We start from the raw sequence: 23,785 nt of genomic DNA, 5'->3' as shown, positions 1-23,785 counted from the left end.
CCGCCGGCCGCGCCCCTGGCGAGCGAGCGAGTGGTGGGGCCGGGGCGGCGGCCGTCAGGCCGGGACGGTGTGCGCCGCGGTGAGGACGTCGCGCATCGCGGCCTCGACGGCGTCGATGGCCTCGCCGACGGTGACGTCGCGGCCGAGCTCGGCCGACAGGGAGGTGACCCCGGCGTCGGCGATCCCGCACGGGACGATCGCGCCGAAGGCGCCGAGGTCGGGATCGCAGTTGAGGGCGAACCCGTGCATGGCGACCCCCCGCGCGACCCGCACCCCGATGGCGGCGATCTTCCGCTCGGGACGCAACCGGCTGCCCGGCCCCGGTACGTCGGCGGTCAGCCAGACGCCGCTGCGGCCCTCGACGCGCACGGTGTCGACGCCGAAGCCGGCGCAGACCGCCATGAGCGCGTCCTCCAGCCGACGGACGTGCGCGACGACGTCGACCGGGTCGGGCAGCCCGACGATCGGGTAGCCGACCAGCTGGCCGGGCCCGTGCCAGGTGATCTTGCCGCCGCGGTCGACGTCCACGACCGGCGTGCCGTCCTGCGGCCGCTCGTGCGCCTCGGTGCGCCGCCCAGCGGTGTAGACCGAGGGGTGCTCGAGCAGCAGCAGGGTGTCCGGTCCGGTTCCCGCGACCCGGGCCGCGTGCAGCTCCCGCTGCCGCGCCCAGGCCTCCTCGTAGTCGACGGTGCCCGCCCGGACCACCTGGAGCTCGCTCACGGGGTCCAGCCTAGTGAGAGGACCCCGTCCTCCCCATCCTCCCCAGCTCGGGCGGGACCCGGGACGGGGCCTCAGCGCAGCCGCCGGGGCTCGATGCGGGTCTCCACCGCGGTGCCCTCGGGCCAGGGCTCGACGCGGTAGGCGGCCTTGCCCGGCCGGTCGGCGACCGCCTCCACCAGCTCGGTCCCGCGGTAGACCAGGCCCACGCCGTCGTCGGTGGCGTGCCCGGCGGGGAGCGTGCCGTCGGCCACCAGCTGGTGGTACAGCGGGCGGCGCTGCTCCTCGGAGTCGTAGTGCACGCCGTTGGACGTCGGGATCAGGCCGAGGCCGTTGGTGACCGGGCGCAGGTCGGGTCCGTAGGAGTCGGTGGTGCCGCCGACGTGCCAGCACAGCGACCCCGCGGAGACCCCGCCCAGGACCACCCCGGCCTCCCACACCTCCCGGAACACCTCGTCGAGGCCGTGCACCCGCCACACCGCCAGCAGGTTGGCCACGCTGCCCCCACCCACCCAGACGACGTCCTGCGCCAGCAGGTGGGCGCGCACGTCGGGCACCGTGGGCATCGTGAACAGGCTCAGGTGGCTCACCTGGACGTCGCTGCCGGCGAAGGCGCCGTAGACGCCGGCCAGCCGCGCCGGGTCGTCCCCCGTCGCGGTGCCGAGGTAGCAGAGCCGTGGGCGGACGGGCGCCCCCGCCAGGTCGAACGCGAGGTCGAAGACCGGACCGGGTGCCCAGTCGTAGGGCCCTCGGCCGCGGGAGTCGAAACCGATGCTGGTCGCCACGATGGTCGGCGCGGTGGCGGTCACGGTCAGGCAGCTCCTCGTGGGTCGGGCTGGTGGCCCGGGAGGTCGGCCCGGGCGGGGGAGGGCATGCCCCGAACCTAGGCGGCGGGGCGGGCTGGCACCCGTCCGGCACCCGGACTGTGGACGACGGGTGCGCCTGTGGACGACCGGGGCGGTGACCGGGCCGGGCCGCCTACGGTCCCGACCCATGCCGTCGACCCAGCCCCCCGGCCCCCGGGAGCCCCTCCGCCCGCCGGTCGTGCCGGGGTACCGGTTGGAGGAGCTGCTGGGCCGGGGCGGGTCGGGCGAGGTGTGGCGGGCCGTGCCGCGGGCCGGCGGGGCTCCCGTGGCGGTCAAGGTGCTCGTCGCCGGTGATGCCGAGCGTCAGGCCCGCGAGGCGGCGTTGCTCGGGGAGCTGGACCATCCCCACCTCGTGCGGCTGGTCGAGGTGGTGCACCAGCCCCGTCGCGGCCGACCGCCCCGGGTGGCCCTCGTGCTGGACCTGCTGCCGGGCGGCAGCCTCGCCGCGCTGCTGGCCCGGCGGGGCCGGTTGCGGCCGGGTGAGGTGGTCACCGCGATCGCCCCCGTGGCGGCCGCGCTCGCCCATGCGCACGACCGCGGGGTCGTGCACGGCGACCTCTCGCCCGGCAACGTGGTCTTCACGGCCGAGGGCCGGCCGGTCCTCACCGACCTCGGCGTGGCCCGCGTGCTCGGCGAGGACGCCGCCGGCGAGGTGACGCCGGCCTACGTCGACCCGACCGTCGCCCGCGGCGGCGCCCCGGGGCCGGCCTCCGACGTCTTCGGGCTGGCGGCAGCGGCCTTCCACGCCCTCACCGGTGTGCCTCCGTGGAACGGTGCCACCCCGGCCGACGTCCTGCGGGTCGCCGCCGAGGGCAGCCTCCCCGACCTCGCCGAACTCGCCTCCGGGGCGCCGGACGAGCTGCTGGCCGTCATCGCCCGCGGGCTGTCGCCCCATCCGCACGAGCGGGGGTCGGCCGCCGCGTTCGCCCTGGACCTCCGGCACGCCTGCCGGCCCGAGCCCGTCCGCCTCCCGCTCCACGGGGTGCCCGACGAGGACCTCGGGCGTACCGGGCACGGCCCGCGCACCGAGCTGACCCACCAGGTCCCGGGCCGTCACCGGCCGGCGCCGGACGAGCCGATCGCCCGGCCGGTCCGGGAGCGGGTCCTCGCCGCGGGCCCGGTGCTCCGTCGCTCCGCCGCCGTGGTGGTGGCGCTCGGTCTCCTCGCCACGGTCGTGTGGCTCGGGGGGCGCTGGGGCGACCCGCCGGCCGCCGGGCTGGCCGACCGCGCCGCCAGCTCCACCCGGACGTCGGTACCGTCCCCGCCCGGGCGACCCGAGCCCCCGGAGCAGCAGGCGGGAGCGGCCGTCGACTCGCCGCAGTGGTGGCGGGCCGTGCTGACCGGGCTCTACGCCCGCCGCGCCGAGGCGCTTCGACCCGGCGGTACCGACCGCCTGGACGACGTCCACACCGCCGGCAGCCCGTTGCTGAGCTCCGACCGGGGGACCGTCGCCTCCCTCGTGGCCGCCGGTGAGGACCTGCGCGGGTTCGCCCCGGTCGTGGAGGAGGTGGCGGTCCTCGACGGCGGCGCGAGCGAGGGCCGGGTCACGCTGGCGGTGACCGACACCTGGCCCGCGTACGAGGTCGTCGCGGCGGCGGACCCGGACGGACCGGCACTGCGGACGGTCGAGGCGCGCGGCACCGCGCGGGTGCGACTGACGTTGGTCGGGTCGGGGCAGGCGTGGCTCCTGGACGCAGCGGAGCGGGTGGGATGACCTCAGCCGCGGACGAGCGCCGCCTGGAGCGCGGACTCGAGTTCCGGGTGCGTCCACTCGTACCCGGCGGCTCCCAGCCGGGCGGGGAGCGCTCGCTGGCCGGCCAGCACGCCCGTGCGGCCGAACTCGCCGAGGGCCAGCGACAGCGCGAAGGCGGGAACCGGGAGGACGGCCGGCCGGTGGACGACCTGACCCAGCCGGCGGGTGAACTCGGCGTTGGTCACCGGCGCCGGTCCGGTGAGGTTCACCGGACCCGACACGTCCGCGGTCAACAGGAACCGGATCGCGCCCACCTCGTCGTCGAGGCTGATCCAGGGCCAGTACTGCCGCCCCGGGCCCATCCGCCCGCCCAGACCCAGCCGGAACACCAGGCCGAGGATCTGCATGAGCGGTGCCCCGCGTCCCACGACGAGCCCCGTCCGCAGCTGCGCCACCCGGACGCCGGCATCGGCCGCGGCCGCGGTGGCCCCCTCCCACTCGACGCACAACCGGGCGAGGAAGTCGCTGCCCGGGGCGGCGTCCTCCTCGACGGGGCGGTCGCCGGTGTCGCCGTAGAAACCCACCCCGGAGGCCGACAGCAGCACTCGCGGGCGCCCCGGGTCCTCCGCCGCGGCGTCGGCCAGGGCCTGGCTCACCGTGAGCGTGCTGTCCAGCCGGCTGGTCCTCAACCGGTCCTTGTAGGCGGCGGTCCAGGGCCGCGGCCGGATCGGCGTGCCCGCCAGGTTGACCACCGCGTCGACGTCGCGCAGCAACGCCGGGTCGATCCGCCGGTGCTGGGGGTCCCAGCGGTGCTCGTCGGCCGTGCGCGGCGTGCGCCGGACCAGTCGCAGCACGTCGTGGCCGTCGGCGCGCAGAGCCGGCACCAGCCGTGAGCCGATGAGCCCGGACGAGCCCGTGACCGCGATCCTCATGCTCCTCCTTCGGTCCCCCCGGGGCAGCGGGATGCAGTCGGGCCCCGGCTCGTCGCCGGGGCCCGACCGGGGGACCTCAGGCGAGGCCGACCTCGCCGTGGAACTGGCCGGCCTCCAGGCGCTCCCGCACGGTGGTGAGGAAGCGGGCGGCGTCGGCGCCGTCGACGATGCGGTGGTCGTAGGTGAGGGCCAGGTAGACCATCGACCGCACGGCGATGACCTCGCCGAGGTCCGCGTCCTGGACGACGACCGGACGCTTGACGACCGTGCCGGTGCCCAGGATGGCGACCTGGGGCTGGTTGATGATCGGCGTGTCGAACAGCGCCCCACGGCTGCCGGTGTTGGTCAGCGTGAACGTGCCACCGCCGAGTTCGTCCGGCGTGACCTTGTTGGTCCGGGTGCGCTCGGCCAGGTCGGCGATCTTGCGGGCGATCCCGCCGAGGCTGAGGTCGCCGGCGTCCCGGATGACCGGCACCAGCAGGCCGCGGTCGGTGTCCACCGCGACGCCGAGGTTCTCGCTGTCGTGGTAGGTCACCGTCCCGGCCTCGAGGTCGATCGAGGAGTTGACCGCCGGGTGGGCCTTGAGGGCCTCGACCGCCGCCTTGGCGAAGAACGGGAGGAAGGACAGCTTGACGCCCTCGCGGGCCTCGAAGTCCTTCTTCGCCCGGTCCCGCAGCCGCGCGATCGCCGTCACGTCCGCCTCGACGACCGTGGTCAGCTGCGCGCTGACCGCCAGCGACTCCACCATGCGGCGGGCGATGACGGTGCGCAGCCGGGAGAGCTTCTCGGTGCGGCCCCGCAGCGAGGTGTCGGGCATGGCCGCCGGGGAGGGCCGGGGCGCCGTCCGCCCCGAACCGGACGAAGCGGCCGCCGGGGCGGGCGCCGGCGCGGGCTGTGCCGCCTTCTCCGCCGCCGCGAGCACGTCCTGCTTGCGGATCCGGCCGCCGACGCCGGTACCGGTCACGGAGCCGAGGTCGACGCCGTGGTCGGCGGCCAGCCGGCGCACCAGCGGGGTCACGTAGCTGCCGCCGCCGTCGCCCTGACCGTCGCCGGACGGCTGCTGCGCGGCCGGCGCCTGCGGAGCGACCTGGGGCGGCGGCGCGGACGTCGGCGAGGTGGCGGGCTGGGCGCCGCTCGCGCCGTAGTCGCCACCGGGCTGGGTGGTCGCCGTCGCGGCGGGCTTCGCCTCCGGGGCGGCCTGCGGCGGCTCCTCGGCGGGTGCCTCCTGCTCCGGGGCTGCCTGCTCCGGCGCCTCCTGCTGGGGAGCGGCCGGGGCCGCGCCACCGCCGGCACCGCTGCCGATGACGGCGAGCTGGGCGCCGACGTCGACCGTCTCGTCCTCGTTGACGGTGATCTCGAGGAGGGTGCCGCTGACCGGCGAGGGGATCTCGGTGTCGACCTTGTCGGTGGAGACCTCGAGCAGCGGCTCGTCGGCGGACACCTCGTCGCCGACGGACTTCAGCCACCGGGTGACCGTCCCCTCGGTCACGCTCTCGCCCAGCGCCGGCATGGTCACCGGGGTGCCCTCGCCACCGCCGGATCCGCCGCCGGACCCGCCGTCCGAGTCGCTCCCGGCAGAGGCGGGTGCCGCGGCCGGCTGCTCCTGCGCAGCCGGCTCCTCCTGCGGCTCGGGGCTCGCGTCCTCGACCTGCTGGTCGGGGGTCTGCGCCGTGTCCGCGTCCTCGGCCGAGGCCGGGGGCGAGGCGGCCCCACCGCCGTCGCCGTCCCCACCGATCACCGCGAGCTCGGCGCCGACCTCGACGGTCTCGTCCTCCGAGACCAGGATCTTGGTCAGCACGCCGGCGGCCGGCGACGGGATCTCGGTGTCGACCTTGTCGGTCGACACCTCGAGGAGGGGCTCGTCGGCCTCGACCTGCTCACCCTCCTGCTTGAGCCAGCGGGTGACCGTGCCCTCGGTGACGCTCTCGCCCAGGGCGGGCATGGTGACGGACGTCGGCATCGGGGCAGGACTCCTTCGTGGCGCGGGGTGGGTGAGGGTGGTGCGAGATCAGCCGTGCACGTGCAGGGGCTTGCCGGCCAGCGCGAGGTGCGCCTCGCCGAGGGCCTCGCTCTGGGTGGGGTGCGGGTGGATGAGGCTCGCGACGTCGTCGGCCTCGGCCTCCCAGTTGTAGATCAGCTGCGCCTCGGCGATGAGCTCCCCGACCCGGCTGCCGACCATGTGCACGCCCACGACGGGACCGTCGACGGCCTGGACCAGCTTCACCGCCCCGGCGGTCTTCAGGATCTGGCTGCGACCGTTGCCGCCGAGGTCGTAGACGAGGGTCTTGACCTCCCCGTACCGCTCCTTGGCCTGCGCCTCGGTGAGGCCGACGGAGGCGACCTCGGGCTCCGAGTAGGTGATCCGCGGGACGCCGGCGTAGTCGATCGGTGCCGGCTTGAGCCCGGCCAGCCGCTCGGCGACGAGGATGCCCTCGCCGAACCCGACGTGGGCCAGCTGCAGGGTCGGGATCAGGTCGCCGACGGCGGAGATCGTCGGCACGTTGGTGCGGCAGTACTCGTCGACGAGGACGTAGCCGCGCTCCATGGCGACGCCGGCCTCCTCGTAGCCGAGGCCCTGGCTCACCGGCCCGCGACCGACGGCGACCAGCACCAGCTCCGCCTCGAAGTCCTTGCCGTTCTCCAGCGAGACCGTGACGCCGTTCTCCGTGGTCTGGACGCCGGAGACCCGGCTGCCCAGCGAGAAGTCGATCTTCCGGCGGCGGAAGGCACGCTCCAGGAGCTTGGAGGAGGACTCGTCCTCGAGCGGGACCAGGTGCGGCAGCGCCTCGACGATGGTGACGTCGACACCGAAGGACTTCCAGGCGCTGGCGAACTCGCACCCGATGACGCCGCCACCGAGGATGATCGCCGAGGCCGGTACCCGGTCGAGGTTCAGCGCGTGGTCACTGGTGATGACCTTGGTGCCGTCGACCTCGATGCCGGGCAGGCTGCGGGCGTAGGAGCCGGTGGCCAGCAGGACGTGCTTGCCCTCGTACCGCTGCCCGTCCACCTCGACGGCGGTGGGGGAGACCAGCCGGCCCTCCCCCTCCACGTAGTTGATCTTGCGGCTCTTGATCAGGCCCTGCAGGCCCTTGTAGAGCCGGGAGACGACGCCGTCCTTGTAGGCGTTGACGCCGTCCATGTCGATCCCGGCCAGGGACGTCTTGACGCCGAACTGCTCGCCCTCGCGGGCGCTGTCGGCGACCTCACCGCTGTGCAGCAGGGCCTTGGTGGGGATGCAGCCGCGGTGCAGACAGGTGCCGCCGACCTTGTCGCGCTCGATCAGCACGACCGACAGGCCGAGTTCGGCCCCGCGCAGTGCGGCGGCGTAGCCACCCGAGCCACCACCGAGGATGACCAGGTCGGCGGGCGAGGTGGGTGCGCTCACGAGTGCTCCTCTGGTGCAGTGGTCCCGCCCCGCTCACGCGGTCGGGTGAACGTCCGCGCCCATCCTGCCACTCCGGGAACGGCGTGGCCCGGAGCGCCGTTTCCAGCGCGGACGCCGCGACCCGATGGTGGCCGGCGGGGACGGGAGCGGACATGGGGCTGTGGCGACGACGGCGGCGCGGGACCGCGGACGGCGACGGGCGCGCCACCCTCGACCGCGGGGCCGGTCGCGCCGACCTGGCCCACCTGGAGCAGTTCGTCGCCAGCCGCCGCGGCGTCGAGGGCTTCGTCGAGCCGCGCACCGCCGTCACCGAGACCACGATCGTGCTCGTCGCGGCCGACGGTGAGTGGACCCGCCGCCGCATCGACGGGCCGGACACCGCGCGCCGGCTGTCCCGGGACCTCGGCGTCCCGGTGTACGACGCGCAGGTCACCGGCTATCCGCAGCGGATGCGGGACTGGTCGAAAGACCACAGATGAAGGACCCCGTCCCTCTCACCCCTCGCACGCTCGGGGCGAGCCTCCGGACAGGGCCGCTCCGGCACGTCAGGCGGCGATGAGGTCCTCGATCGTCGCCAGCAGGGTCCGCACCGGCACACCGGTGCCGCCCTTGGGGGTGTAGCCCCACGGTGCCCCGGTGTTGTAGCTCGGGCCGGCGATGTCGATGTGCGCCCACGGCAGGCCGGCCGGCACGAACTCGGCGAGGAAGTGCGCCCCGACGAGCATCCCGCCCATCCGGTCGGCGTTGGCGTTGACCAGGTCGGCGATGGGGGAGTCCAGTCCCTGCCGCAGCTCCGCCGGCATGGGCATGGCCCACATCGACTCGCCGCTGCGCCGGCTCGCGGCCACGACGGCGTCCCGGAGGTCGTCACTGCCCATGACGCCGGCGGTGCGGGAGCCGAGCGCCACCAGCTGCGCGCCGGTGAGCGTCGCCGTCTCCAGCAGGTAGTCGGGGCCGTCCTCGGCGGCGCGAGCCAGGGCGTCGGCCAGGACCACGCGGCCCTCGGCGTCGGTGTTGGTGATCTCGGCCTTCTTGCCGTTGCGGAAGGTCACCACGTCCGCCGGGCGGTAGGCGGTGCCGCTGGGCAGGTTCTCCGCGATCGGCACGGTGGCGGTCACCTCGACCGGCAGGCCGAGCTCGGCGACGAGGCACACGGTGGCGATCACGGCCGCCGCGCCGGCCATGTCGCTCTTCATGTCCTCCATCTTCAGCGCCGGCTTGATCGACAGGCCGCCGCTGTCGAAGGTGATGCCCTTGCCGACGAGCGCGATCTTCTTCTTCGCCTTCTTGCCCGAGTACGTCAGGCGCAGCAGCCGCGGCCCGCGAGCCGAGCCGCCCCCGACGGCCAGGATGCCGCCGTAGTTGCCGGCCGCCAGGGCCGCCTCGTCGAGCACCTCGACCTTGAGGCCGGCCTTCTTCCCCGCCGCCGCACCGCGGTCGGCGAGCTCGGCCGGGAAGAGGTCGTTGGGCGGGGTGTTGACCAGGTCGCGGACCAGGTGCACCGCGCCGGCCACCGCGCGGGCACGCGCGAGGGCGGTCCGCGCGTCGCCGGCGTCGGGGACGACCACCGTGAACTCCCGCGGCGGCACCGGCCGGTGGGCCGGCAGGTCGGACTTGTAGGCGGTGAACTCGTAGGCGCCCAGGAGGCTGCCCTCGCCCACCGCGTGCAGGCGGAGGTCGTCGGGGGCCCCGCCCACCGCGGCGAGCAGGCTCACGACGGACCCCCGGCCGGCCAGCGCGCGGCTGGCCGCCCCCGCGGCGCGGCGCACGGCCTCGGCCGGGTAACCGCCGGCGGCGTCCGGCGCGCCCAGTCCCACCGCGGCGACGACGGGGAACGGTCCCTGGCCGAGCGAGGACAGCCGGGTCACCTCGTCCTCGGCGCCGCGTGCGCCCAGGTCGGCCAGCGCCGGCAGCAGCCGGCCGCCGAGCAGGCGGTCGACCGCCTCGGCCCCGGGGGTGCGCAGCAGGCCGGTCGGGCCCGTGCCGATCCCGACGACGACGGCGTCGGCGGAGAGCTTCTCGAGCGGGCGGTCGCTGGCGGTGATCGTCGTCGGCACCGCTCGATCCTATGAGGACCCCTCTGCCCCCCACCGGTCGCGGGCTCACGGTGGCCCCCTGCGGAGGGGCCGCCCGGGCCCGTCACCGGGCGCGACCTGGTGATCGACCTGCAGGGAGGCCGCCGCCGTCGATAGCGTGAGGGCGTGACCGCGCGCACCTCGCCGCTGCACGAGCGGCACCTCGCGGCCGGCGCCAAGCTGGCCGAGTTCGCCGGGTGGTCGATGCCCCTGGAGTACGCCGGGGGAGGGGTGCTGGCCGAGCACGCCGCCGTCCGGACCGGCGTCGGGCTGTTCGACGTCTCCCACCTGGGGACGGTGACCGTCCGCGGAACCGGCGCCGCCGCCTTCCTCGACTCCTGCCTGACCAACGACCTGTCCCGCATCGGCCCCGGCCGGGCGCAGTACACGCTGGTCTGCCTGCCCGACGGCGACCCACGGGCCGGCGGCGTCGTCGACGACCTGTTCGTCTACCTGCGCGGACCCGACGACGTGCTCCTGGTGCCGAACGCGGCCAACGCCGCCGACGTCGTGACCCGGCTCGCTGACGCCGCCCCCGCGGGGGTGACGGTCACCGACCGGCACGCCGACGTGGCCGTCCTGGCGGTCCAGGGGCCGCGGTCGGCCCAGGTGCTGGCCTTCCTCGGCCTGCCCGGCGAGCTGCCCCACCTGTCCTTCGTGACCGGCACCGGAGGCGGTGACACCGAGGTGACCGTCTGCCGGACCGGCTACACCGGGGAGCACGGCTACGAGTTGCTGGTCGCGGCGGAGCGGGCCGGTGCGGTGTGGGACGTGCTCGTCGACGTGGGCCGCGACGAGGGGCTGCGGCTGTGCGGGCTGGGCGCGCGGGACACGCTGCGCACCGAGATGGGCTATCCACTGCACGGCCACGAGCTCTCGCCGGACATCACCCCGCTGCAGGCCGGCGTGGGGTGGGCCGTGGGTTGGCACAAGCCGGCCTTCTGGGGGCGGGACGCCCTGCGGGCCGAACGGGAGACGGGTCCGGCCCGGTTGCTGCGGGGGCTGCGGGTCTCCGGGCGGGGCATCCCGCGGCCCGGCATGGCGGTGCTGGACCCCGACGGGGCCCGCGTGGGCGAGGTCACCAGCGGCACGTTCTCACCGACCCTGCGCACGGGCATCGCGCTCGCGCTGCTGGACACCGCCGCGGCCGACCCCGAGGACGGCCGGCTGACCGTCGACGTACGCGGGCGGCCGCAGCCCGTGGAGGTGGTGCGGCCGCCCTTCGTCCCGTCGCACGTGCGCTGAGGCCCTACTTCCGCGTCGGGTCCTTGTCCTCCTTGGTCGGCTCCGGCTTGTCGGGCAGGGAGTCGGCGACCACGGCGTCCCGCCGGCCCATCGGCTGGGGGTCGCCCTCGGTGGTGTCCCGGGCGGTCTGGTGCTCGGCCTCGGAGTTGATCTCCGCGCCCAGCAGCACCAGGTAGCAGGTGAGGTACAGCCACAGCATCAGCACGATGACGCCGGCGATCGCGCCGTAGGTCTCGTTGTAGGACCCGAAGTTGTCGACGTAGAAGCTGAAGCCGATGCTGACCACGGCCCAGACGACGGTGACGACGATCGAGCCGAGACTCACCCAGCGCAGCTGCGGCGCGTCGCGGTCGGGGGCCACCCGGTAGAGGACGGCGAGCGCACCGGCGAAGACGCCGAGCAGGAGCAGCCACCGCACCACCTGCGCCAGGATCGTGCCGACGGCGCCGAGCGGGAGGTCCTCCAGCACCGCCGGGACGATGGCGACGAGACCGAAGGTGATCAGCACGAACACGATCGCGCCCAGGGTCAGGCCCAGCGAGGTGGCCTTCATCCGCACGAAGCCGCGGGTCTCGACCTCGTCGTAGGCCAGGTTGACGGCGGTGATCAGGTTGCCCACGCCGCCGGACGCGCTCCACAGCGCGGCGAGGATCGACACGATCAGGCCCACGGTCAGCGCGCCGCCGCTGTTGGTGACGATCGCGTTGAGCTGGTCGCCGATGAGCTCCGAGGCGCTCTCCGGCAGCTGCGCCGACAGCGACTCGATCTGCTCGGCGACCGACTCCGGAGAGGCCACCAGGCCGTAGATCGAGATGGCCGCGATCAACGCCGGGAAGATGGCCAGGAAGGCGAAGAAGGCCACCCCGCCGGCGATGATCGGCATGTTGTCGGCCTTGTTCTCCGCCCACGCCCGCTTGACCACCTGCTTCCAGCCGCGCAGGGGGATGTCCGTCGGCTTCTCCGCGGAGACCCCCGGCAGCGTCTCCTCCGACGGCGTCCCGGGCGGCGAACGGTCGGCGTCGGGGTCGGGACCGCGCTCGGCGGCGGCCTTGGCGGCCGCCCGTCGCGCTGCCTTCTCCTCGACCCGCTCCCGGATCCGGTCGACGGCACTCTCGCGGGGCCGGGTCCCGGCCACGTCAGTCGCCCGGCCAGGTGCCGGTCAGCTTGGTGAAGCCACGCGCACCGGCCCGGTCGATCGCCGCCTTGGTGGCGGCGAAGATCGCGCCCTGCAGGGCGGCCGAGATGATCACCTGGTACATCGGGTACTCGCTCTGCAGCGCGTCGGGTGCATCGTCCTGGTCCGCGACGCGCTTCCACACCTGCTTGAAGACGGCGCCGGACACGGTGCCGGCGAGGAGACCGCCGAGCAGGCCGATCGGCCGGTAGGCGAGCTTGGCGCCCTTGCTGCTCACTTCGTCCTCCTCGACACCCGGCGGGCCTTGGCCTTCTTCGCCTTCTTCGCAGCCGTCCGGGTCGCCTTGCGGGCGGCCTTCTCCGCGGCGGCACGCCGGGCGGCGACGGCCTTGGTCGCGCGCTTGGCATCCCGCTTCGCCTGGCGCTTGGCCTTCCGGCGGTCCTTGGTCCGGCTGCGCCAGACGAGCAGGCCCAGGAGGCCGGCCACGCCCGCTCCCGCACCGATCACCGTCGGGGGGCTCTCGCGGTAGGTCTCCACGGCGGTGTCCTTGGCGCGGGCCGCACCCTCCTTGGCGCGCGAGGGCACGTCGAGGCGGTGCGACAGCTCGTCGACCGTGCGGCCGAGCTGGGCGCGGGTGGCCTCGATGTCGGCCTTGATGGCGTCGGGGTCGTTGGGCGCCGGCTTGTCGGCGCCGTCGGGTCCGGAGCTGATGGGCGTGCTCACCGGCGGGCACTCTCCTTCACGGTGGCGATGTCGGTCTTGGTGCTCGCGATGGCCTCGGTGGGCAGCGGCGGTGTCGCCTTGTCGACGTCCTTCTTGCCCACCAGCGCCAGGACGCCGGCGACGGCGAACAGCACGACGGCCACGATGACCGCGGCGAGCCAGGCCGGCACGGCCAGCGCCAGGGCCAGGACGGCGGCGGCGATGAGCACTGCCAGGCCGAAGAAGGCGAACAGGCCGGCGCCGCCGAACAGGCCGGCGCCGACTCCGAGCCGCTTGGCCTTCTGGGTGACCTCCGCCTGCGCGAGGCGCGCCTCGTCGCGGACCAGCCGGGAGATCTGCTCGGTGAGCTGACCGATCAGCTGCCCGGTCGAGGCGTCCTCGGTCGCGGGGGGTGGAGCGGTCGCGCGGCTCGCGCCCGCGGTGGGGTGTGTCATCGGTCCTCCGGTCGGCACGTGCACGGTCGATGACCTCACATGCCCCCGATGATCGCCGGGGTAACCAGCTCCAGGTCACAGTCGGGGGACGGCCGGTGCGAGGAGGTCACTAGCCTCGCGCCATGGACTGGTACTGGCGGCTGGAGGACCCCTCGGGGGCGGAGGTCGATCCCGCCGCGGTGGGCGTCGAGGTCCCGCGGACCGACAACCAGGGCGACGCCGAGTCGTGGCTCGGCGAGAACTGGCGGCACCTGCTCGAGCGCGGCGTCGCCACGGTCTCGCTCTTCGAGGGGGAGCGGAAGGTCTACGGCCCGATGGGCCTGGCCGCGACCTGAGCGAGGGCCCCCTGCACCCGTCCCGCGGCGCGGGGCAGGGGACCTCCCCTCAGCCGCGCGCGGTCTTGGCCGGGTCACGCTCGACGACGTCGCCGAGCACCTCGTCGATCCGGGCCAGGACGTCGTCGCCGAGGGTGACGCCGGCCGCCTGGACGTTGTCGTGGACCTGCTCGGGCCGGGTGGCGCCGATGATCGCGGCGGCGACGTTGCCGTTCTGCAGCACCCACGCGATCGCCAGCTGGGCCATCGAGAGGCCGAGATCGTCGGCGATCGGGCGCAGCTGCTGCACGCGGGTGAGGACGTCGTCCCGCAGGAACCGCTGGATGAACCGGCCGGCCTCGGGGTCGGTGGCGCGGCTCCCGGCGGGCGGTTGCTGGCCGGGGAGGTACTTGCCGGTGAGCACGCCCTGGGCGATCGGGGAGAACACGATCTGCGACAGCCCCTCCTTCTCGGAGGTGGGCACGACCTCGTCCTCGATCACCCGCCAGAGCATCGAGTACTGCGGCTGGTTGCTGACCAGCTGGATGCCGAGGTCGCGGGCCAGGGCGGCACCGGCGGCGATCTCGTCGGCGCGCCACTCCGAGACGCCGATGTAGAGCGCCTTGCCGGCCCGCACCAGGTCGGCGAAGGCGGTCATCGTCTCCTCCAGCGGCACCGTGGGGTCGTAGCGGTGCGCCTGGTAGAGGTCGACGTGGTCGATCTGCAGCCGGCGGAGGGACGCCGTGCAGCTCTCCATGACGTGCTTGCGGGACAGTCCGCGGTCGTTGTGCCCGGGCCCCGTCGGCCAGTAGACCTTGGTGAAGATCTCCAGGCCCTCGCGGCGCTGGCCGGCCAGCGCGCGGCCGAGCACCGACTCGGCCCGGGTGCCGGCGTAGACGTCGGCGGTGTCGAAGGTGGTGATGCCGCGTCGAGCGCCGCCCGCACGCAGGCCTGGGCGGCGTCCTCCTCGACCTGCCCGCCGTGGGTCAGCCAGTTGCCGTACGCGATCGAGGAGATGGTGAGGCCGGATCGGCCCAGTCGTCTGGATTCCACCCGGCCGACGCTAGCGGCCCCGCCCGGAGGCTCGCCGCGAGCCTGCGAGCGGTGAGGAGGACGGGGTCCTCCCTCAGACCTGGGCGCCCAGTGCCACCTCGGGCTTGGGGAACCGCCACCGCCGGACCATCGTGGACCGGCTGACGCCGTACCAGATCAGCCCACGCATCCGGTGGTCGTCGTCGGGGAAGCGCTCGAGCACCTTCCGCTTGATCCGCCGGCCCAGGACGACGGAGTCGGCGATGATCACCAGGAAGAAGAGGAACCAGAGGAACACCGTGTAGCTCTGCACCTCCGGGACCGGCACGAAGTAGCCGACGAGCACCAGCGCGGCGACCACCAGGAAGAAGCTGCCGGCGTTGCGGCGGGCGTCGACGGTGTCGCGCACCAGCTTGCGGACCGGCCCGCGGTCGCGCACCGGCAGGTGGCTGTCGTCGCCGCGGACGGCGCCCGCGCGCGCGGCGCCCCGCGTGGCCGCCTGCTGCTCGCGCATCCGCTTGTAGGCCTCCTTGCGGGTGGTCGGCGGCGGCGGGGGAGGCCCGGGACGGCGGCCCTGGGCCTCGTACCGCTTCGGCGTGGGCCGGCCCTTGCCGCCGGCCTTCACCAGCGAGGTGGTCACGTCGGTGCCGGCGTCCGGCGCGGTCTCGGCGCGGTCCCGGCGCCCGGGCAGGCGGAGCTTCACAGCGGCGAGTCTACGGGGGCGCCCCGCCGTCCCGGCCCGCGCGCCGGTCCGGGACGTAGACTGGGAACAGGCTCCGCCACGGCGGTGTTCACCCGCTGCAGGGAGTGCCGCAGCGGACGCCCTCGGATGTGGGAGGACAGAACATGACGGTGCAGGACACCACGGCCCCCGGTAGCACCGGTGTGCTGCTCAGCGACCCCGCGGCCTCGAAGGTCAAGGCGCTGCTGGACCAGGAGGGTCGCGACGACCTGCGGCTGCGCATCGCGGTCCAGCCGGGCGGCTGCTCCGGGTTGCGATACCAGCTCTTCTTCGACGAGCGGTTCCTCGACGGCGACCAGACCTACGAGTTCGGTGGGGTCGAGGTCATCGTCGACCGCATGAGCGGCCCCTACCTCGGCGGTGCCGTGATCGACTTCGTCGACACCATCGAGAAGCAGGGGTTCACGATCGACAACCCCAACGCCGGCAGCTCGTGCGCCTGCGGGGACTCGTTCTCCTGATCCTCGCCTGACGCACGACCACAGCGCCCGGCTCCTCCTCGCGGAGGAGCCGGGCGCTGTCGTGTCAGAGCCGGACGGGGTAGACGGTCTCGGGGATCGCCGGCTTGATCCGCTCCTCGACGAAGATGCCGTGCCACACCATGAAGACCAGCACCTCCCAGACCTGACGGGCGATGCGCTTGCTCGGCACCTCGGCCGTCCGGAGCCGGTCGAGCAGGCCCAGCACGTGGTCGCGGTCGAGCCACTCGTCGGTCTGGCTGCCCGCCACGATGTCGCGCGCCCACTCGTGCAGCGGCCCGGCGAGGAAGTCCGCCGTCGGCACGGGGAAGCCCAGCTTGCGCCGGTGCAGGATCGACGGCGGGACGATCTGCTCCATCGCCCGGCGCAGCGCGTACTTGGTGGCGTTCTGCCGGTCACCCGAGCCGCCCACCGGCACGCGCTGGTCCAGCGGGATGGTGCTGGCGAGGGCGAACACCTCGGGGTCCAGGAAGGGCACCCGCAGCTCGAGCGAGTTGGCCATCGTCATCTTGTCGGCCTTGACCAGGATGTCGCCGCGCAGCCAGGTGAACAGGTCCACGTACTGCATGGCCGTGACGTCGTCGTACCCGGCCTCGCGGGTCTGCCGGTAGAGGGCCTCGGTCACGGTGACGTGCGACAGGTCGGTGTCGTGGCCGCGCATCAGCCGGGCCAGCTCCGCACCGGAGAAGTTGCGCGCGTTGCCGTAGTAGCGCTCCTCCAGGGGGATCGACGCGCGGCGCAGCAGGTCCTTGCCGCGCATCCCCTCGGGCAGCCGCTCGGACAGGGCGGCCATCGCCCGCTTGCCGAACGGCGGCACCCGCTCGGCCCAGGCCAGGCTCAGCGGCTCGCGGTAGATCGTGTACCCGCCGAACAGCTCGTCCGCGCCCTCGCCGGAGAGCACCACCTTGACGTGCTTGCGCGCCTCGCGGGCCACGAAGTACAGCGGTACGAGGGCGGGGTCGGCGACCGGGTCGTCGAGGTACCAGACCACCTCCGGGATGGCCTCGGCGAACTGCTCCGCGGTGATCACGACCGGCACGTGGGCCACACCGAGCGCCGCCGCCGACTCCGCGGCGATGTCGACCTCCGACGTCGACTCCCGCTCGAACCCGACCGTGAAGGTCATGAGGTCCGGGTTGTAGCGGTGCGCGAGCGCGGCGATCGCGGTGGAGTCGATGCCACTGGAGAGGAACGACCCCACGGTGACGTCGGCGCGCATGTGCTTGGCCACGGACTCGTCCAGCGCCGCCGCGATCCGGTCGTAGAGCTCCTGCTCCCGTCCGGCCGCCACCGGCTGCGGCCGGAAGGTCGGGTGGAAGTAGCGGGCGGTGTGCAGCTCGCCGTCCACCACGGTGAAGCTCGTACCGCTCTCGATCCGGCGGATGCCGCGGTGCAGCGTCGCCGGCTCGGGCACGTACTGCAGCGTCAGGTAGTGCTGGAGCGAGGCGGGGTCGACCCCGCCGGCGGCGGCGCTGCCGCCGAGCATCTCCAGGACCGCCTTCTTCTCCGAGCTGAAGACCAGGCCGCCGTCGGCCAGCCGGGCGGTGAACAGTGGCTTGATGCCGAAGGGGTCGCGGGCGCCGAACGCCGTCCGCGTGGCGGTGTCCCAGATGACGAAGGAGAACATCCCGCGCAGCCGGCGGACGACGTCCTGGCCCCACAGGTGGTAGCCGGCGACGATCGTCTCGGTGTCCCCGTGGGTGCTCAGCTCGGCGCCGGCGGCGGCGAGCGCCTCCCGGAGCTCCAGGTAGTTGTAGATCTCGCCGTTGAACAGGATCCGGTACCGGTCGCCGGCGTAGGGCAGCGGCTGCGGGCTGCCTTCCAGGTCGATGATCGACAGCCGGTTGAAGCCGAGGACCGCGCGGTCGTCGGACCACACCGCGGTGTCGTCGGGGCCGCGGTGGTGCAGGCAGTGCAGCGCGGACTGCACGCCGTCGACGTGGTCGACGCCGACCCGGTCGGCGTCGGTGGACAGGTAGGCCAGCAGGCCGCACATGAGGCGCAGGTCTCCGGGGTGTCGGCTCGTGTCCCGGCTGCTGGAGCCGGGACGGGGTCAGACGCGCTCGCCGGCGCGGGTCTTGCGGGTCGCGATCCGCTCGGCGACGAAGGACAGGATCGGCACGGTGCCGGCCAGGAGCACGAGCACCGTGCCCCGGAGCGTCCAGCGGGCGCGCACCGCGAGGTCGCAGGCGGTGAGGAAGAAGATGAAGTACAGCCAGCCGTGCGCCGTGCCGATGACGGCGACGGGCTGGTCGAGTCCCGCCGCGTACTTCAGCGGGACGGCGACCAGGATCAGCGCGATCAGCAGGACGCCGACCACCCAGGCCATCACCCGGTAGCGGGTCAGCGCGGCGGGGACGCCCTGGCCGACCCGTCGGGCGAGCGCCCGGGGCAGCCGCGGGGCGGTCGCGGCCGGTTCAGCCGCCACTGGTGCCCCGCCGGCCCAGGGCCTTCTCGTTGAGCTCGGCCAGGTAGGCGTTGTACGCGGCCAGCTCCGGGTCGCCGGTCGTGTCGATCCGGGGCCGCTGGTACAGGACCAGCGAGCTGCCCGGCTCCTCCTCGTCGGGGTCACGGTGCAGCTCCTCGCGGCACATGCGCACGTAGAACCACAGGCCCATGAACCCGTACAGCGGCCACTGCAGCGCGTAGCTCCAGTTGACCGCACCGCCGCCGGCCTCGGCCTTGCTCAACTGCCACCAGCCCAGGAAGAAGGTGGCGACGAACAGCGCCGCCACGAGCAGGTGCATCAGCACCCACCTGGGGGTCAGCAGCCGGGAGATCACGACCTCGACTCTAACCGGCGTCCCGGTCGGTCCGGGGCCGCCGGTGGCGGGTCTCACCGGCCTGCGGACCGTCGCCCGCGCCGCCGTCCGACGGTGCAGGCACGCGACCCGCCGGTCGTGCGTCTCCGGTGGTCGGCCGCCATGCGGGGTCGGCTAGTCTCCCCGCAGACTGTGATCGGCACGGGAGCCGTTCGCCGAACCCCGGCTGGCGGCCCGCCGGGACGACCGTCCGGGACGTCCGGACGGAGGACGAGGAGGCAGCGAGCAGTGGCTCGAGGCAGCAGGCTCGCGCGGGTCCCCGCGCTCGGTCTCCTGGGGGTGGTCGCCCTCACCGGGTGCACCCCGAACAACGAGTTCTGGCGCTGGGGCTGGCCCGACGGCATCACCGACGAGGCCGTCGACATGCGCAACCTGTGGATCTGGTCGGTCATCGCGGCACTGATCGTCGGCATCGGGGTGTGGGCCCTGATCCTGTGGTCGGTCGTCAAGCACCGGAAGCGTGGGGACGAGCTCCCCAAGCAGACGGCGTACAACCTGCCGCTGGAGATCGTCTACACGATCATCCCGTTCCTGATCATCGCCGGGCTGTTCTTCTTCACCGTCGTGGTGCAGAACCGGGTCCAGGACCGCAGCGAGGATCCCGACGTCACCATCGCCGTCAACGCCTTCAAGTGGAACTGGCAGTTCGTCTACCCGGAGACCACCGGGGACGACGGCCAGCCGGTCGACACGATCGGCACCAGCGAGGAGATCCCGATCCTCGTCCTGCCCACCGACCAGGTCGTCCGGTTCGAGGTGGCCTCGGCGGACGTCATCCACTCGTTCTGGGTGCCGGAGTTCCTCTTCAAGCTCGACGTCATCCCCGGCAACGAGAACGGCCGGGACAACGTCTTCGAGGTGACCGTCCGCGAGGAGGGCGCCTTCGTCGGACGCTGCACCGAGCTCTGCGGGACCTACCACGCCTACATGAACTTCGAGGTCCGGGCGGTGTCGCAGGACGACTACGCGGACTACCTCGAGGCACGCGAGTCGGGCCTGGACACCGCCGCCGCCCTCGAGAGCATCGGCCAGCCGGGCGGCCCGCAGTCCACGCAGGCGTGGGACCTCGTCGACGACGCCCAGCGCGCCGATGGCTGACCGGTCCGGCGGGGCAGCAGGAACCACGCACGAGGAGGGACGGCCGTGAAGGTCGAAGCGCTCATCTTCAACATCATCGGTGTCTTCTGCATCGTGATGGCCGCGGTCTACGGGATCTGGTCCCGTGAGCCGATCGGCACCACGGCGCTGGTCCTGTCGGGGGGACTCACCTTCCTCATCGGCGGCTTCTTCTGGTTCGTCTCGCGGCGCATCGACGCCCGCCCGGAGGACCGCAAGGACGCCGACATCGCCGACGGTTCAGGTGAGCTCGGCTTCTTCAGCCCGGGGAGCTACTGGCCCTTCGCCATCGCCCTGTCGGCCGCGCTGATGGGTCTGGCGCTGGCCTTCTTCTACTCGTGGCTGATCCTCATCGCCGGCGCCGCGCTGCTCGTCACCATCGGTGGCCTGCTGTTCGAGTACTACGTCGGGCAGAACGCGCACAGCTGAGCGGCGATCCTCCGCGTTCCCCCACAGGGCCCCTCCCCGCAGCCGCGAGGAGGGGCCCTGTGACGTCCCGCGGGCCGGGGCGGCCCCTCCAGCGTGTGGCGGCCCCCGGTGAGCGCTCCGGGGTACCGCTGCGGCGGCGACGCCCCGGCCGGCGCCGGGTTCCCCACCCACAGCCGCCCCTCGTGGGACCCGGCCACGGGAGACTGCTCGGCCGGACGAGGGCGTGCTGCGTCGAGCCGAGGCTCCCTCCGCCGGACGAGCGGTGGCCCGCATCCCGCCGACGTCCCTGCGACACCGCGTGAGGCCGTCCTGCTGCCCGCCCAGCCGGCCGGTGACGCGCGCACGGGTGGTCGTGCCACGGTCGGTGCCGACACCACCCCCGGCGTCCGCACGTGGCTCCCGCCGCGGTCGAGGACCAGCGACCGCGGGGGAACGGAGCCGGTGGCGGCCCGGGCGCACCCAGCGTCCGACCCGGGGTCACCCGCGTGCGCAGCGGTGCCCCGGACGCAGCAGGGCCCCCGACGGGATCCCGTCGGGGGCCCTGCTGGTGAGCTGCCAGGTGGGTCAGTCGCGCGGCTCCTGCGGCCGCCCGCCCTCCTGAGGCCGACCGGAGGTGGTGAGCTCCCGGCTGGACTCCGCGGCCGCCGGGCCGTGCTCCTCGCGGCGCTGCTCGAGCTCGACCTGCGCCGGCTCCTCGATGGGGCTGAAGAAGCCCCGGATGGCCCGGCGAGCACCGCCGACCTGGTTCATCTTCTTGGGCACCGGAGCACCGCCGTAGGCGAGCTGGCCGTGGCCGTGCGCGTCCACCTCACCCAGGGGCTGGTGGACCTCGATGAACTCGCCGTGCGGCAGGCGCCGGATGACGCCGGTCTCGATGCCGTGCTCGAGCACCTCGCGGTCGTGCTGCTGGAGGCCCAGGCACATCCGGTAGGTGAGCACGTAGGCGATCGGCGGCAGGATGATCACGCCGATCCGGCCGACCCAGGTCATCGCGTTGAGGCTGATGTCGAACTTGTCCGCGATGACGTCGTTGCCGCCCGCGATCATCAGCCAGACGTAGAACGTCAGGGCCATGACCCCGAGCGACGTCCGCACCGGCACGTCCCGCGGCCGCTGCAGCAGGTGGTGCGAGGCGGTGTCGCCGGTGAGCTTGCGCTCGATCATCGGGTACAGCGCGAGGACGGTGAACATCGCGCCGGCGACGACGACCGTGGGCCAGAAGAGCGCCGGGATCGTGTAGTCGCCCGGCAGGTTGATGTCCCAGGCCGGGAAGATGCGCGTCGACCCGTCGAGGAAGCCGATGTACCAGTCCGGCTGCGAGGCCGAGGAGACCTGAGCCGGGTTGTACGGGCCCCAGAGCCACACCGGGTTGATCTGCACGAGGCCGCCGAGGGCGGCGCAGACACCGAACACGATGAAGAACAGGCCGGTCGCCTTGCCGGCGAAGGCCGGGAAGAGCCGGTTGCCGACCACGTTGTGCTCCGTGCGGCCCGGGCCGGGGAACTGGGTGTGCTTCTGCTTGACCAGGACCAGCAGGTGCACCGCGATGAGTGCCAGCAGGATGGCCGGGATCAGCAGCACGTGCACGATGTAGAACCGGCCGATGATGTTCTCGCCGACGAAGTCGCCGTTGAAGACCGCCCAGTGTGCCCAGGTGCCGATGACCGGCACCGACAGCAGGATCGCGCTGATGATGCGGAGCCCGGTGCCCGAGAGCAGGTCGTCGGGGAGCGAGTAGCCGGTGACGCCCATGAGCAGCGCGAGCACCAGCATGACCACACCGATGAGCCAGTTGCTCTCGCGCGGCCGCCGGAAGGCGCCGGTGAAGAAGATGCGCAGCAGGTGCACCACGATCGCGGCGACGAACAGCAGCGCCGCCCAGTGGTGGATCTGCCGCATGAACAGGCCGCCGCGGACGTCGAACGACAGCTGCAGCGCGGAGTCGTAGGCCGCGGACATCTCGACGCCGCGCAGCGGCGCGTAGGAGCCCTCGTACACGACCTCCCGCATCGAGGCGTCGAAGAAGAAGGTCAGGTACGTGCCCGACAGCAGCAGGACGACGAACGCGTAGAGCGCGATCTCGCCCAGCAGGAACGACCAGTGGTCGGGGAAGACCTTGTTCAGGGTCCGGCGGAGCGGTCCAGCGACGATCAGGCGGTCGTCGACCTCGAGCGCGGCCTTGCCCAGCAGCGTGGTCGGGACACCCGGCGCCGTGGCGGTACGAGCCATCAGATGCGCTCCCGGTTCCAGTAGGTGGGGCCCACGGCCTCAGGGTAGTCGTCGCGCGCGACGAAGTAGCCCTCGTCGTCGACCGTGATGGGCAGCTCCGGTAGCGCCCGCGTCGCCGGGCCGAAGACCGGCTTGGCACCCTGCGTGACGTCGAACTGCGACTGGTGGCACGGGCAGAGGATCCGGCTGGTCTCCTGCTCGTACAGCGACACCGGGCACCCGGCGTGCGTGCAGATCTTCGAGTAGGCGACGTAGTCGCCGTAGCCGAAGTCGTCCTGACCCTCGCGGGGGCGGTTGACCGCGACCTGCTCGGGCCGCAGCCGGATCAGCATCGTGGCGGCGTCGGCCTGCCGGTTCCCGCCCGGGACGGCCGGGAACACCGTCTCCAGCGAGCCGGGCTGCTGGTCGCCGGGCCGGATGGGGGTGCCGTCGTCGCGGACGAGGCGGACCCCCGGGCCCCAGTTGGTGGTGCCCAGCGGATCGCCGGTGTTCGGGTTCCGGATGAGGCCGCCCAGCGGCATGATCAGCATCAGCCCGAGGCCGCCGCCCATGAACACCAGCGAACGGGTGATCAGCTTGCGCCGCGCCAGGCCGCTGTTGTGCAGGCCGCCCACGAGGGTGGCGCCGGTGGTGACCCGGTCGAAGTGCGAACCGTCGTGCTTGTCCTGCACCGCGGTCTCGTGCGGGAGCAGCTTCTTGGTGTAGAGCACCAGACCGACGCCGACGAGGACCAGCGAGAGGCCCATCAGGGCGCCCAGCATCGGCGTGAACAGCGCGCTCCAACCGCCCTCGGTGATCTCCCAGTGCCAGTCGGGCAGGAACCAGCCCGAGCCGACGTAGATCACGATGAAGGCGAAGGCGGCGAGGCCGGCCAGGGCGAAGGTGAGCCCGACCTGGCGGACGGCCCGCCGCTCGACCGCGGACCCCGGCTCGGGGCCCGGGTCGACGTGCAGGATCTGCACGCCGTCGTAGGCGGCGCCCAGGCGGTCGAGGTCCTCGCGGGAGATGGCCGCGAGCTGCTCGGGCGTGTAGTCGTCGTCCGGGCCGCCGTGGAGGGGGCCGGGGACGTCCGCGCCACCGGTCGAACCGGGGCGGGTCTCGCGGGTGGTCACGCCTTGCTCCCCATCCAGAAGATCCCGAACAGCAGGACGCCGATGCCGACGACCCAGATGACCAGGCCCTCGGCCACGGGTCCCATGCGGCCGACGCCGGCGCCACCGGGGTCGGCCTGGTTGTCGATGGTCTGCACGTAGTTGATGATCGCGCGCTTCTCGTCCGGGGTGAGCTGGTTGTCCCCGAACACCGGCATGTTCTCGGGGCCGGTCAGCATCAAAAAACGGCGCCGCCTTGCCCGAGGAGAGGGCACCGCCCTGGCCGACGAAGTTGTGGCAGGAGGCGCAGTTGAGCCGGAACA

25 protein-coding genes are annotated in these 23,785 nt (G+C 73.6%); 7 read left to right on the top strand and 18 right to left on the bottom strand.

Annotated features, from left to right (window positions below):
• Positions 1 to 54: 54 nt before the first annotated feature.
• On the bottom strand, positions 55 to 720 hold the full coding sequence (gene lipB, locus GCU56_RS22265) for a lipoyl(octanoyl) transferase LipB (RefSeq protein WP_163483933.1): 666 nt from the start codon (positions 718 to 720) through the stop codon (positions 55 to 57).
• 71 nt (positions 721 to 791) lie between these two features.
• The gene (locus GCU56_RS22260) at positions 792 to 1,526 is read right to left on the bottom strand and encodes a Type 1 glutamine amidotransferase-like domain-containing protein (RefSeq protein WP_163483935.1); all 735 of its coding nucleotides are present in this window, start codon (positions 1,524 to 1,526) and stop codon (positions 792 to 794) included.
• A gap of 184 nt (positions 1,527 to 1,710) precedes the next feature.
• On the opposite strand from GCU56_RS22260, the gene GCU56_RS22255 reads away from it, so the two are divergent.
• Positions 1,711 to 3,297: a serine/threonine-protein kinase gene (locus GCU56_RS22255; RefSeq protein WP_163483937.1), complete on the top strand. Its 1,587-nt coding sequence runs from the start codon at positions 1,711 to 1,713 to the stop codon at positions 3,295 to 3,297.
• A 2-nt stretch (positions 3,298 to 3,299) separates the two neighbouring features.
• Here GCU56_RS22255 and GCU56_RS22250 read toward each other — a convergent pair whose 3' ends face one another.
• The 3 genes from GCU56_RS22250 to lpdA all read right to left on the bottom strand — a co-directional run bounded on the left by GCU56_RS22250 (position 3,300) and on the right by lpdA (position 7,596).
• Positions 3,300 to 4,208: a TIGR01777 family oxidoreductase gene (locus GCU56_RS22250; RefSeq protein WP_163483939.1), complete on the bottom strand. Its 909-nt coding sequence runs from the start codon at positions 4,206 to 4,208 to the stop codon at positions 3,300 to 3,302.
• A 76-nt stretch (positions 4,209 to 4,284) separates the two neighbouring features.
• On the bottom strand, positions 4,285 to 6,168 hold the full coding sequence (gene sucB, locus GCU56_RS22245; RefSeq protein ID WP_163483941.1) for a 2-oxoglutarate dehydrogenase, E2 component, dihydrolipoamide succinyltransferase: 1,884 nt from the start codon (positions 6,166 to 6,168) through the stop codon (positions 4,285 to 4,287).
• Positions 6,169 to 6,216: 48 nt separating this feature from the next.
• Entirely contained in the window at positions 6,217 to 7,596 is a 1,380-nt protein-coding gene (lpdA, locus tag GCU56_RS22240) for a dihydrolipoyl dehydrogenase (protein ID WP_163483943.1), read from the bottom strand.
• A gap of 152 nt (positions 7,597 to 7,748) precedes the next feature.
• On the opposite strand from lpdA, the gene GCU56_RS22235 reads away from it, so the two are divergent.
• Positions 7,749 to 8,075 carry an oxidoreductase gene (locus GCU56_RS22235; RefSeq protein ID WP_163483945.1) on the top strand — a complete coding sequence of 109 codons (327 nt, stop codon included), beginning with the start codon at positions 7,749 to 7,751 and terminating at the stop codon, positions 8,073 to 8,075.
• Positions 8,076 to 8,141: 66 nt separating this feature from the next.
• On the opposite strand, the gene GCU56_RS22230 is transcribed toward GCU56_RS22235, so the two are convergent.
• Complete coding sequence (locus tag GCU56_RS22230) at positions 8,142 to 9,653, bottom strand: leucyl aminopeptidase (protein WP_163483947.1); 1,512 nt, start codon at positions 9,651 to 9,653, stop codon at positions 8,142 to 8,144.
• A 144-nt stretch (positions 9,654 to 9,797) separates the two neighbouring features.
• Between GCU56_RS22230 and gcvT the strand changes: the two genes are divergently transcribed.
• Positions 9,798 to 10,916 carry a glycine cleavage system aminomethyltransferase GcvT gene (gene gcvT, locus GCU56_RS22225; protein WP_163483949.1) on the top strand — a complete coding sequence of 373 codons (1,119 nt, stop codon included), beginning with the start codon at positions 9,798 to 9,800 and terminating at the stop codon, positions 10,914 to 10,916.
• Between the two features lie 4 nt (positions 10,917 to 10,920).
• On the opposite strand, the gene GCU56_RS22220 is transcribed toward gcvT, so the two are convergent.
• Genes GCU56_RS22220 through GCU56_RS22205 form a run of 4 tightly spaced genes read right to left on the bottom strand, consistent with a single transcriptional unit; the run spans position 10,921 to position 13,208 of the window.
• Positions 10,921 to 12,051, bottom strand: a complete 1,131-nt coding sequence (locus GCU56_RS22220; RefSeq protein WP_163483951.1) for a YhjD/YihY/BrkB family envelope integrity protein — start codon at positions 12,049 to 12,051, stop codon at positions 10,921 to 10,923.
• 1 nt (position 12,052) lies between these two features.
• Positions 12,053 to 12,328, bottom strand: a complete 276-nt coding sequence (locus GCU56_RS25435; RefSeq protein WP_163483953.1) for a DUF4235 domain-containing protein — start codon at positions 12,326 to 12,328, stop codon at positions 12,053 to 12,055.
• Complete coding sequence (locus tag GCU56_RS25430) at positions 12,325 to 12,774, bottom strand: DUF3618 domain-containing protein (RefSeq protein ID WP_163483955.1); 450 nt, start codon at positions 12,772 to 12,774, stop codon at positions 12,325 to 12,327. Before GCU56_RS25430 ends, GCU56_RS25435 begins: the two co-directional genes overlap by 4 nt.
• Positions 12,771 to 13,208, bottom strand: a complete 438-nt coding sequence (locus GCU56_RS22205) for a phage holin family protein (protein WP_163483957.1) — start codon at positions 13,206 to 13,208, stop codon at positions 12,771 to 12,773. Before GCU56_RS22205 ends, GCU56_RS25430 begins: the two co-directional genes overlap by 4 nt.
• 122 nt (positions 13,209 to 13,330) lie before the next feature.
• On the opposite strand from GCU56_RS22205, the gene GCU56_RS22200 reads away from it, so the two are divergent.
• Positions 13,331 to 13,543, top strand: coding sequence for a hypothetical protein (locus GCU56_RS22200; protein ID WP_163483959.1), 213 nt, complete (start codon positions 13,331 to 13,333; stop codon positions 13,541 to 13,543).
• 49 nt (positions 13,544 to 13,592) lie between these two features.
• Here the strand turns inward: GCU56_RS22200 and GCU56_RS22195 are convergent, their stop codons facing one another.
• Together GCU56_RS22195 and GCU56_RS22190 are read right to left on the bottom strand one after the other, a co-directional pair.
• Positions 13,593 to 14,393 (bottom strand): aldo/keto reductase, encoded by an 801-nt coding sequence (locus GCU56_RS22195; protein WP_345771986.1) that lies wholly within the window; start codon positions 14,391 to 14,393, stop codon positions 13,593 to 13,595.
• Positions 14,394 to 14,648: 255 nt separating this feature from the next.
• Complete coding sequence (locus GCU56_RS22190; protein WP_163483960.1) at positions 14,649 to 15,257, bottom strand: DUF3043 domain-containing protein; 609 nt, start codon at positions 15,255 to 15,257, stop codon at positions 14,649 to 14,651.
• Positions 15,258 to 15,400: 143 nt separating this feature from the next.
• Here GCU56_RS22190 and GCU56_RS22185 point away from each other — a divergent pair, with 143 nt between their 5' ends.
• On the top strand, positions 15,401 to 15,757 hold the full coding sequence (locus GCU56_RS22185) for a HesB/IscA family protein (RefSeq protein WP_163483962.1): 357 nt from the start codon (positions 15,401 to 15,403) through the stop codon (positions 15,755 to 15,757).
• Positions 15,758 to 15,821: 64 nt separating this feature from the next.
• On the opposite strand, the gene asnB is transcribed toward GCU56_RS22185, so the two are convergent.
• Genes asnB through GCU56_RS22170 form a run of 3 tightly spaced genes read right to left on the bottom strand, consistent with a single transcriptional unit; the run spans position 15,822 to position 18,558 of the window.
• On the bottom strand, positions 15,822 to 17,771 hold the full coding sequence (asnB, locus tag GCU56_RS22180) for an asparagine synthase (glutamine-hydrolyzing) (RefSeq protein WP_163483964.1): 1,950 nt from the start codon (positions 17,769 to 17,771) through the stop codon (positions 15,822 to 15,824).
• Between the two features lie 57 nt (positions 17,772 to 17,828).
• Positions 17,829 to 18,203, bottom strand: coding sequence for a DUF3817 domain-containing protein (locus GCU56_RS22175; protein ID WP_163483966.1), 375 nt, complete (start codon positions 18,201 to 18,203; stop codon positions 17,829 to 17,831).
• Entirely contained in the window at positions 18,193 to 18,558 is a 366-nt protein-coding gene (locus GCU56_RS22170) for a metalloprotease (RefSeq protein ID WP_163483968.1), read from the bottom strand. The genes GCU56_RS22175 and GCU56_RS22170 overlap by 11 nt, the downstream gene beginning before the upstream one ends.
• Positions 18,559 to 18,825: 267 nt before the next feature.
• Here GCU56_RS22170 and ctaC point away from each other — a divergent pair, with 267 nt between their 5' ends.
• Both ctaC and GCU56_RS22160 read left to right on the top strand, forming a co-directional pair.
• Complete coding sequence (ctaC, locus tag GCU56_RS22165; protein ID WP_163483970.1) at positions 18,826 to 19,695, top strand: aa3-type cytochrome oxidase subunit II; 870 nt, start codon at positions 18,826 to 18,828, stop codon at positions 19,693 to 19,695.
• 45 nt (positions 19,696 to 19,740) lie between these two features.
• Complete coding sequence (locus tag GCU56_RS22160; protein ID WP_163483972.1) at positions 19,741 to 20,142, top strand: aa3-type cytochrome oxidase subunit IV; 402 nt, start codon at positions 19,741 to 19,743, stop codon at positions 20,140 to 20,142.
• 564 nt (positions 20,143 to 20,706) lie between these two features.
• On the opposite strand, the gene qcrB is transcribed toward GCU56_RS22160, so the two are convergent.
• From qcrB to GCU56_RS22145, 3 genes are read right to left on the bottom strand one after another with little or no spacing between them, the layout of a single operon-like run.
• A complete protein-coding gene (gene qcrB / locus GCU56_RS22155; RefSeq protein ID WP_163483973.1) occupies positions 20,707 to 22,371 on the bottom strand; it encodes a cytochrome bc1 complex cytochrome b subunit in 1,665 nt (554 codons plus the stop codon).
• Positions 22,371 to 23,483 (bottom strand): cytochrome bc1 complex Rieske iron-sulfur subunit, encoded by a 1,113-nt coding sequence (qcrA, locus tag GCU56_RS22150; RefSeq protein ID WP_163483975.1) that lies wholly within the window; start codon positions 23,481 to 23,483, stop codon positions 22,371 to 22,373. The genes qcrB and qcrA overlap by 1 nt, the downstream gene beginning before the upstream one ends.
• A complete protein-coding gene (locus GCU56_RS22145; RefSeq protein ID WP_239522733.1) occupies positions 23,480 to 23,701 on the bottom strand; it encodes a hypothetical protein in 222 nt (73 codons plus the stop codon). The genes qcrA and GCU56_RS22145 overlap by 4 nt, the downstream gene beginning before the upstream one ends.
• Between the last annotated feature and the right edge of the window lie 84 nt (positions 23,702 to 23,785).

It is taken from the genome of Geodermatophilus sabuli (assembly GCF_010686765.1).
Classification (GTDB): Bacteria; Actinomycetota; Actinomycetes; order Mycobacteriales; family Geodermatophilaceae; genus Geodermatophilus; species Geodermatophilus sabuli_A.
The sequence above is the reverse complement of the archived record's forward strand: the minus strand, read 5'-3'. Positions and strand labels throughout refer to the sequence as shown.

Bases quoted from the DNA above. Each gene is read 5' to 3' on its own strand.
- GCU56_RS22255 (WP_163483937.1), top strand. From the start codon at position 1,711: ATGCCGTCGACCCAGCCCCCCGGCCCCCGGGAGCCCCTCCGCCCGCCG.
- sucB (WP_163483941.1), bottom strand. From the start codon at position 6,168: ATGCCGACGTCCGTCACCATGCCCGCCCTGGGCGAGAGCGTCACCGAG.
- GCU56_RS22235 (WP_163483945.1), top strand. From the start codon at position 7,749: ATGGGGCTGTGGCGACGACGGCGGCGCGGGACCGCGGACGGCGACGGG.
- qcrB (WP_163483973.1), bottom strand. From the start codon at position 22,371: ATGGCTCGTACCGCCACGGCGCCGGGTGTCCCGACCACGCTGCTGGGC.
- GCU56_RS22185 (WP_163483962.1), top strand. From the start codon at position 15,401: ATGACGGTGCAGGACACCACGGCCCCCGGTAGCACCGGTGTGCTGCTC.
- GCU56_RS22250 (WP_163483939.1), bottom strand. From the start codon at position 4,208: ATGAGGATCGCGGTCACGGGCTCGTCCGGGCTCATCGGCTCACGGCTG.
- GCU56_RS22145 (WP_239522733.1), bottom strand. From the start codon at position 23,701: ATGCTGACCGGCCCCGAGAACATGCCGGTGTTCGGGGACAACCAGCTC.
- GCU56_RS22200 (WP_163483959.1), top strand. From the start codon at position 13,331: ATGGACTGGTACTGGCGGCTGGAGGACCCCTCGGGGGCGGAGGTCGAT.
- asnB (WP_163483964.1), bottom strand. From the start codon at position 17,771: ATGTGCGGCCTGCTGGCCTACCTGTCCACCGACGCCGACCGGGTCGGC.
- GCU56_RS22205 (WP_163483957.1), bottom strand. From the start codon at position 13,208: ATGACACACCCCACCGCGGGCGCGAGCCGCGCGACCGCTCCACCCCCC.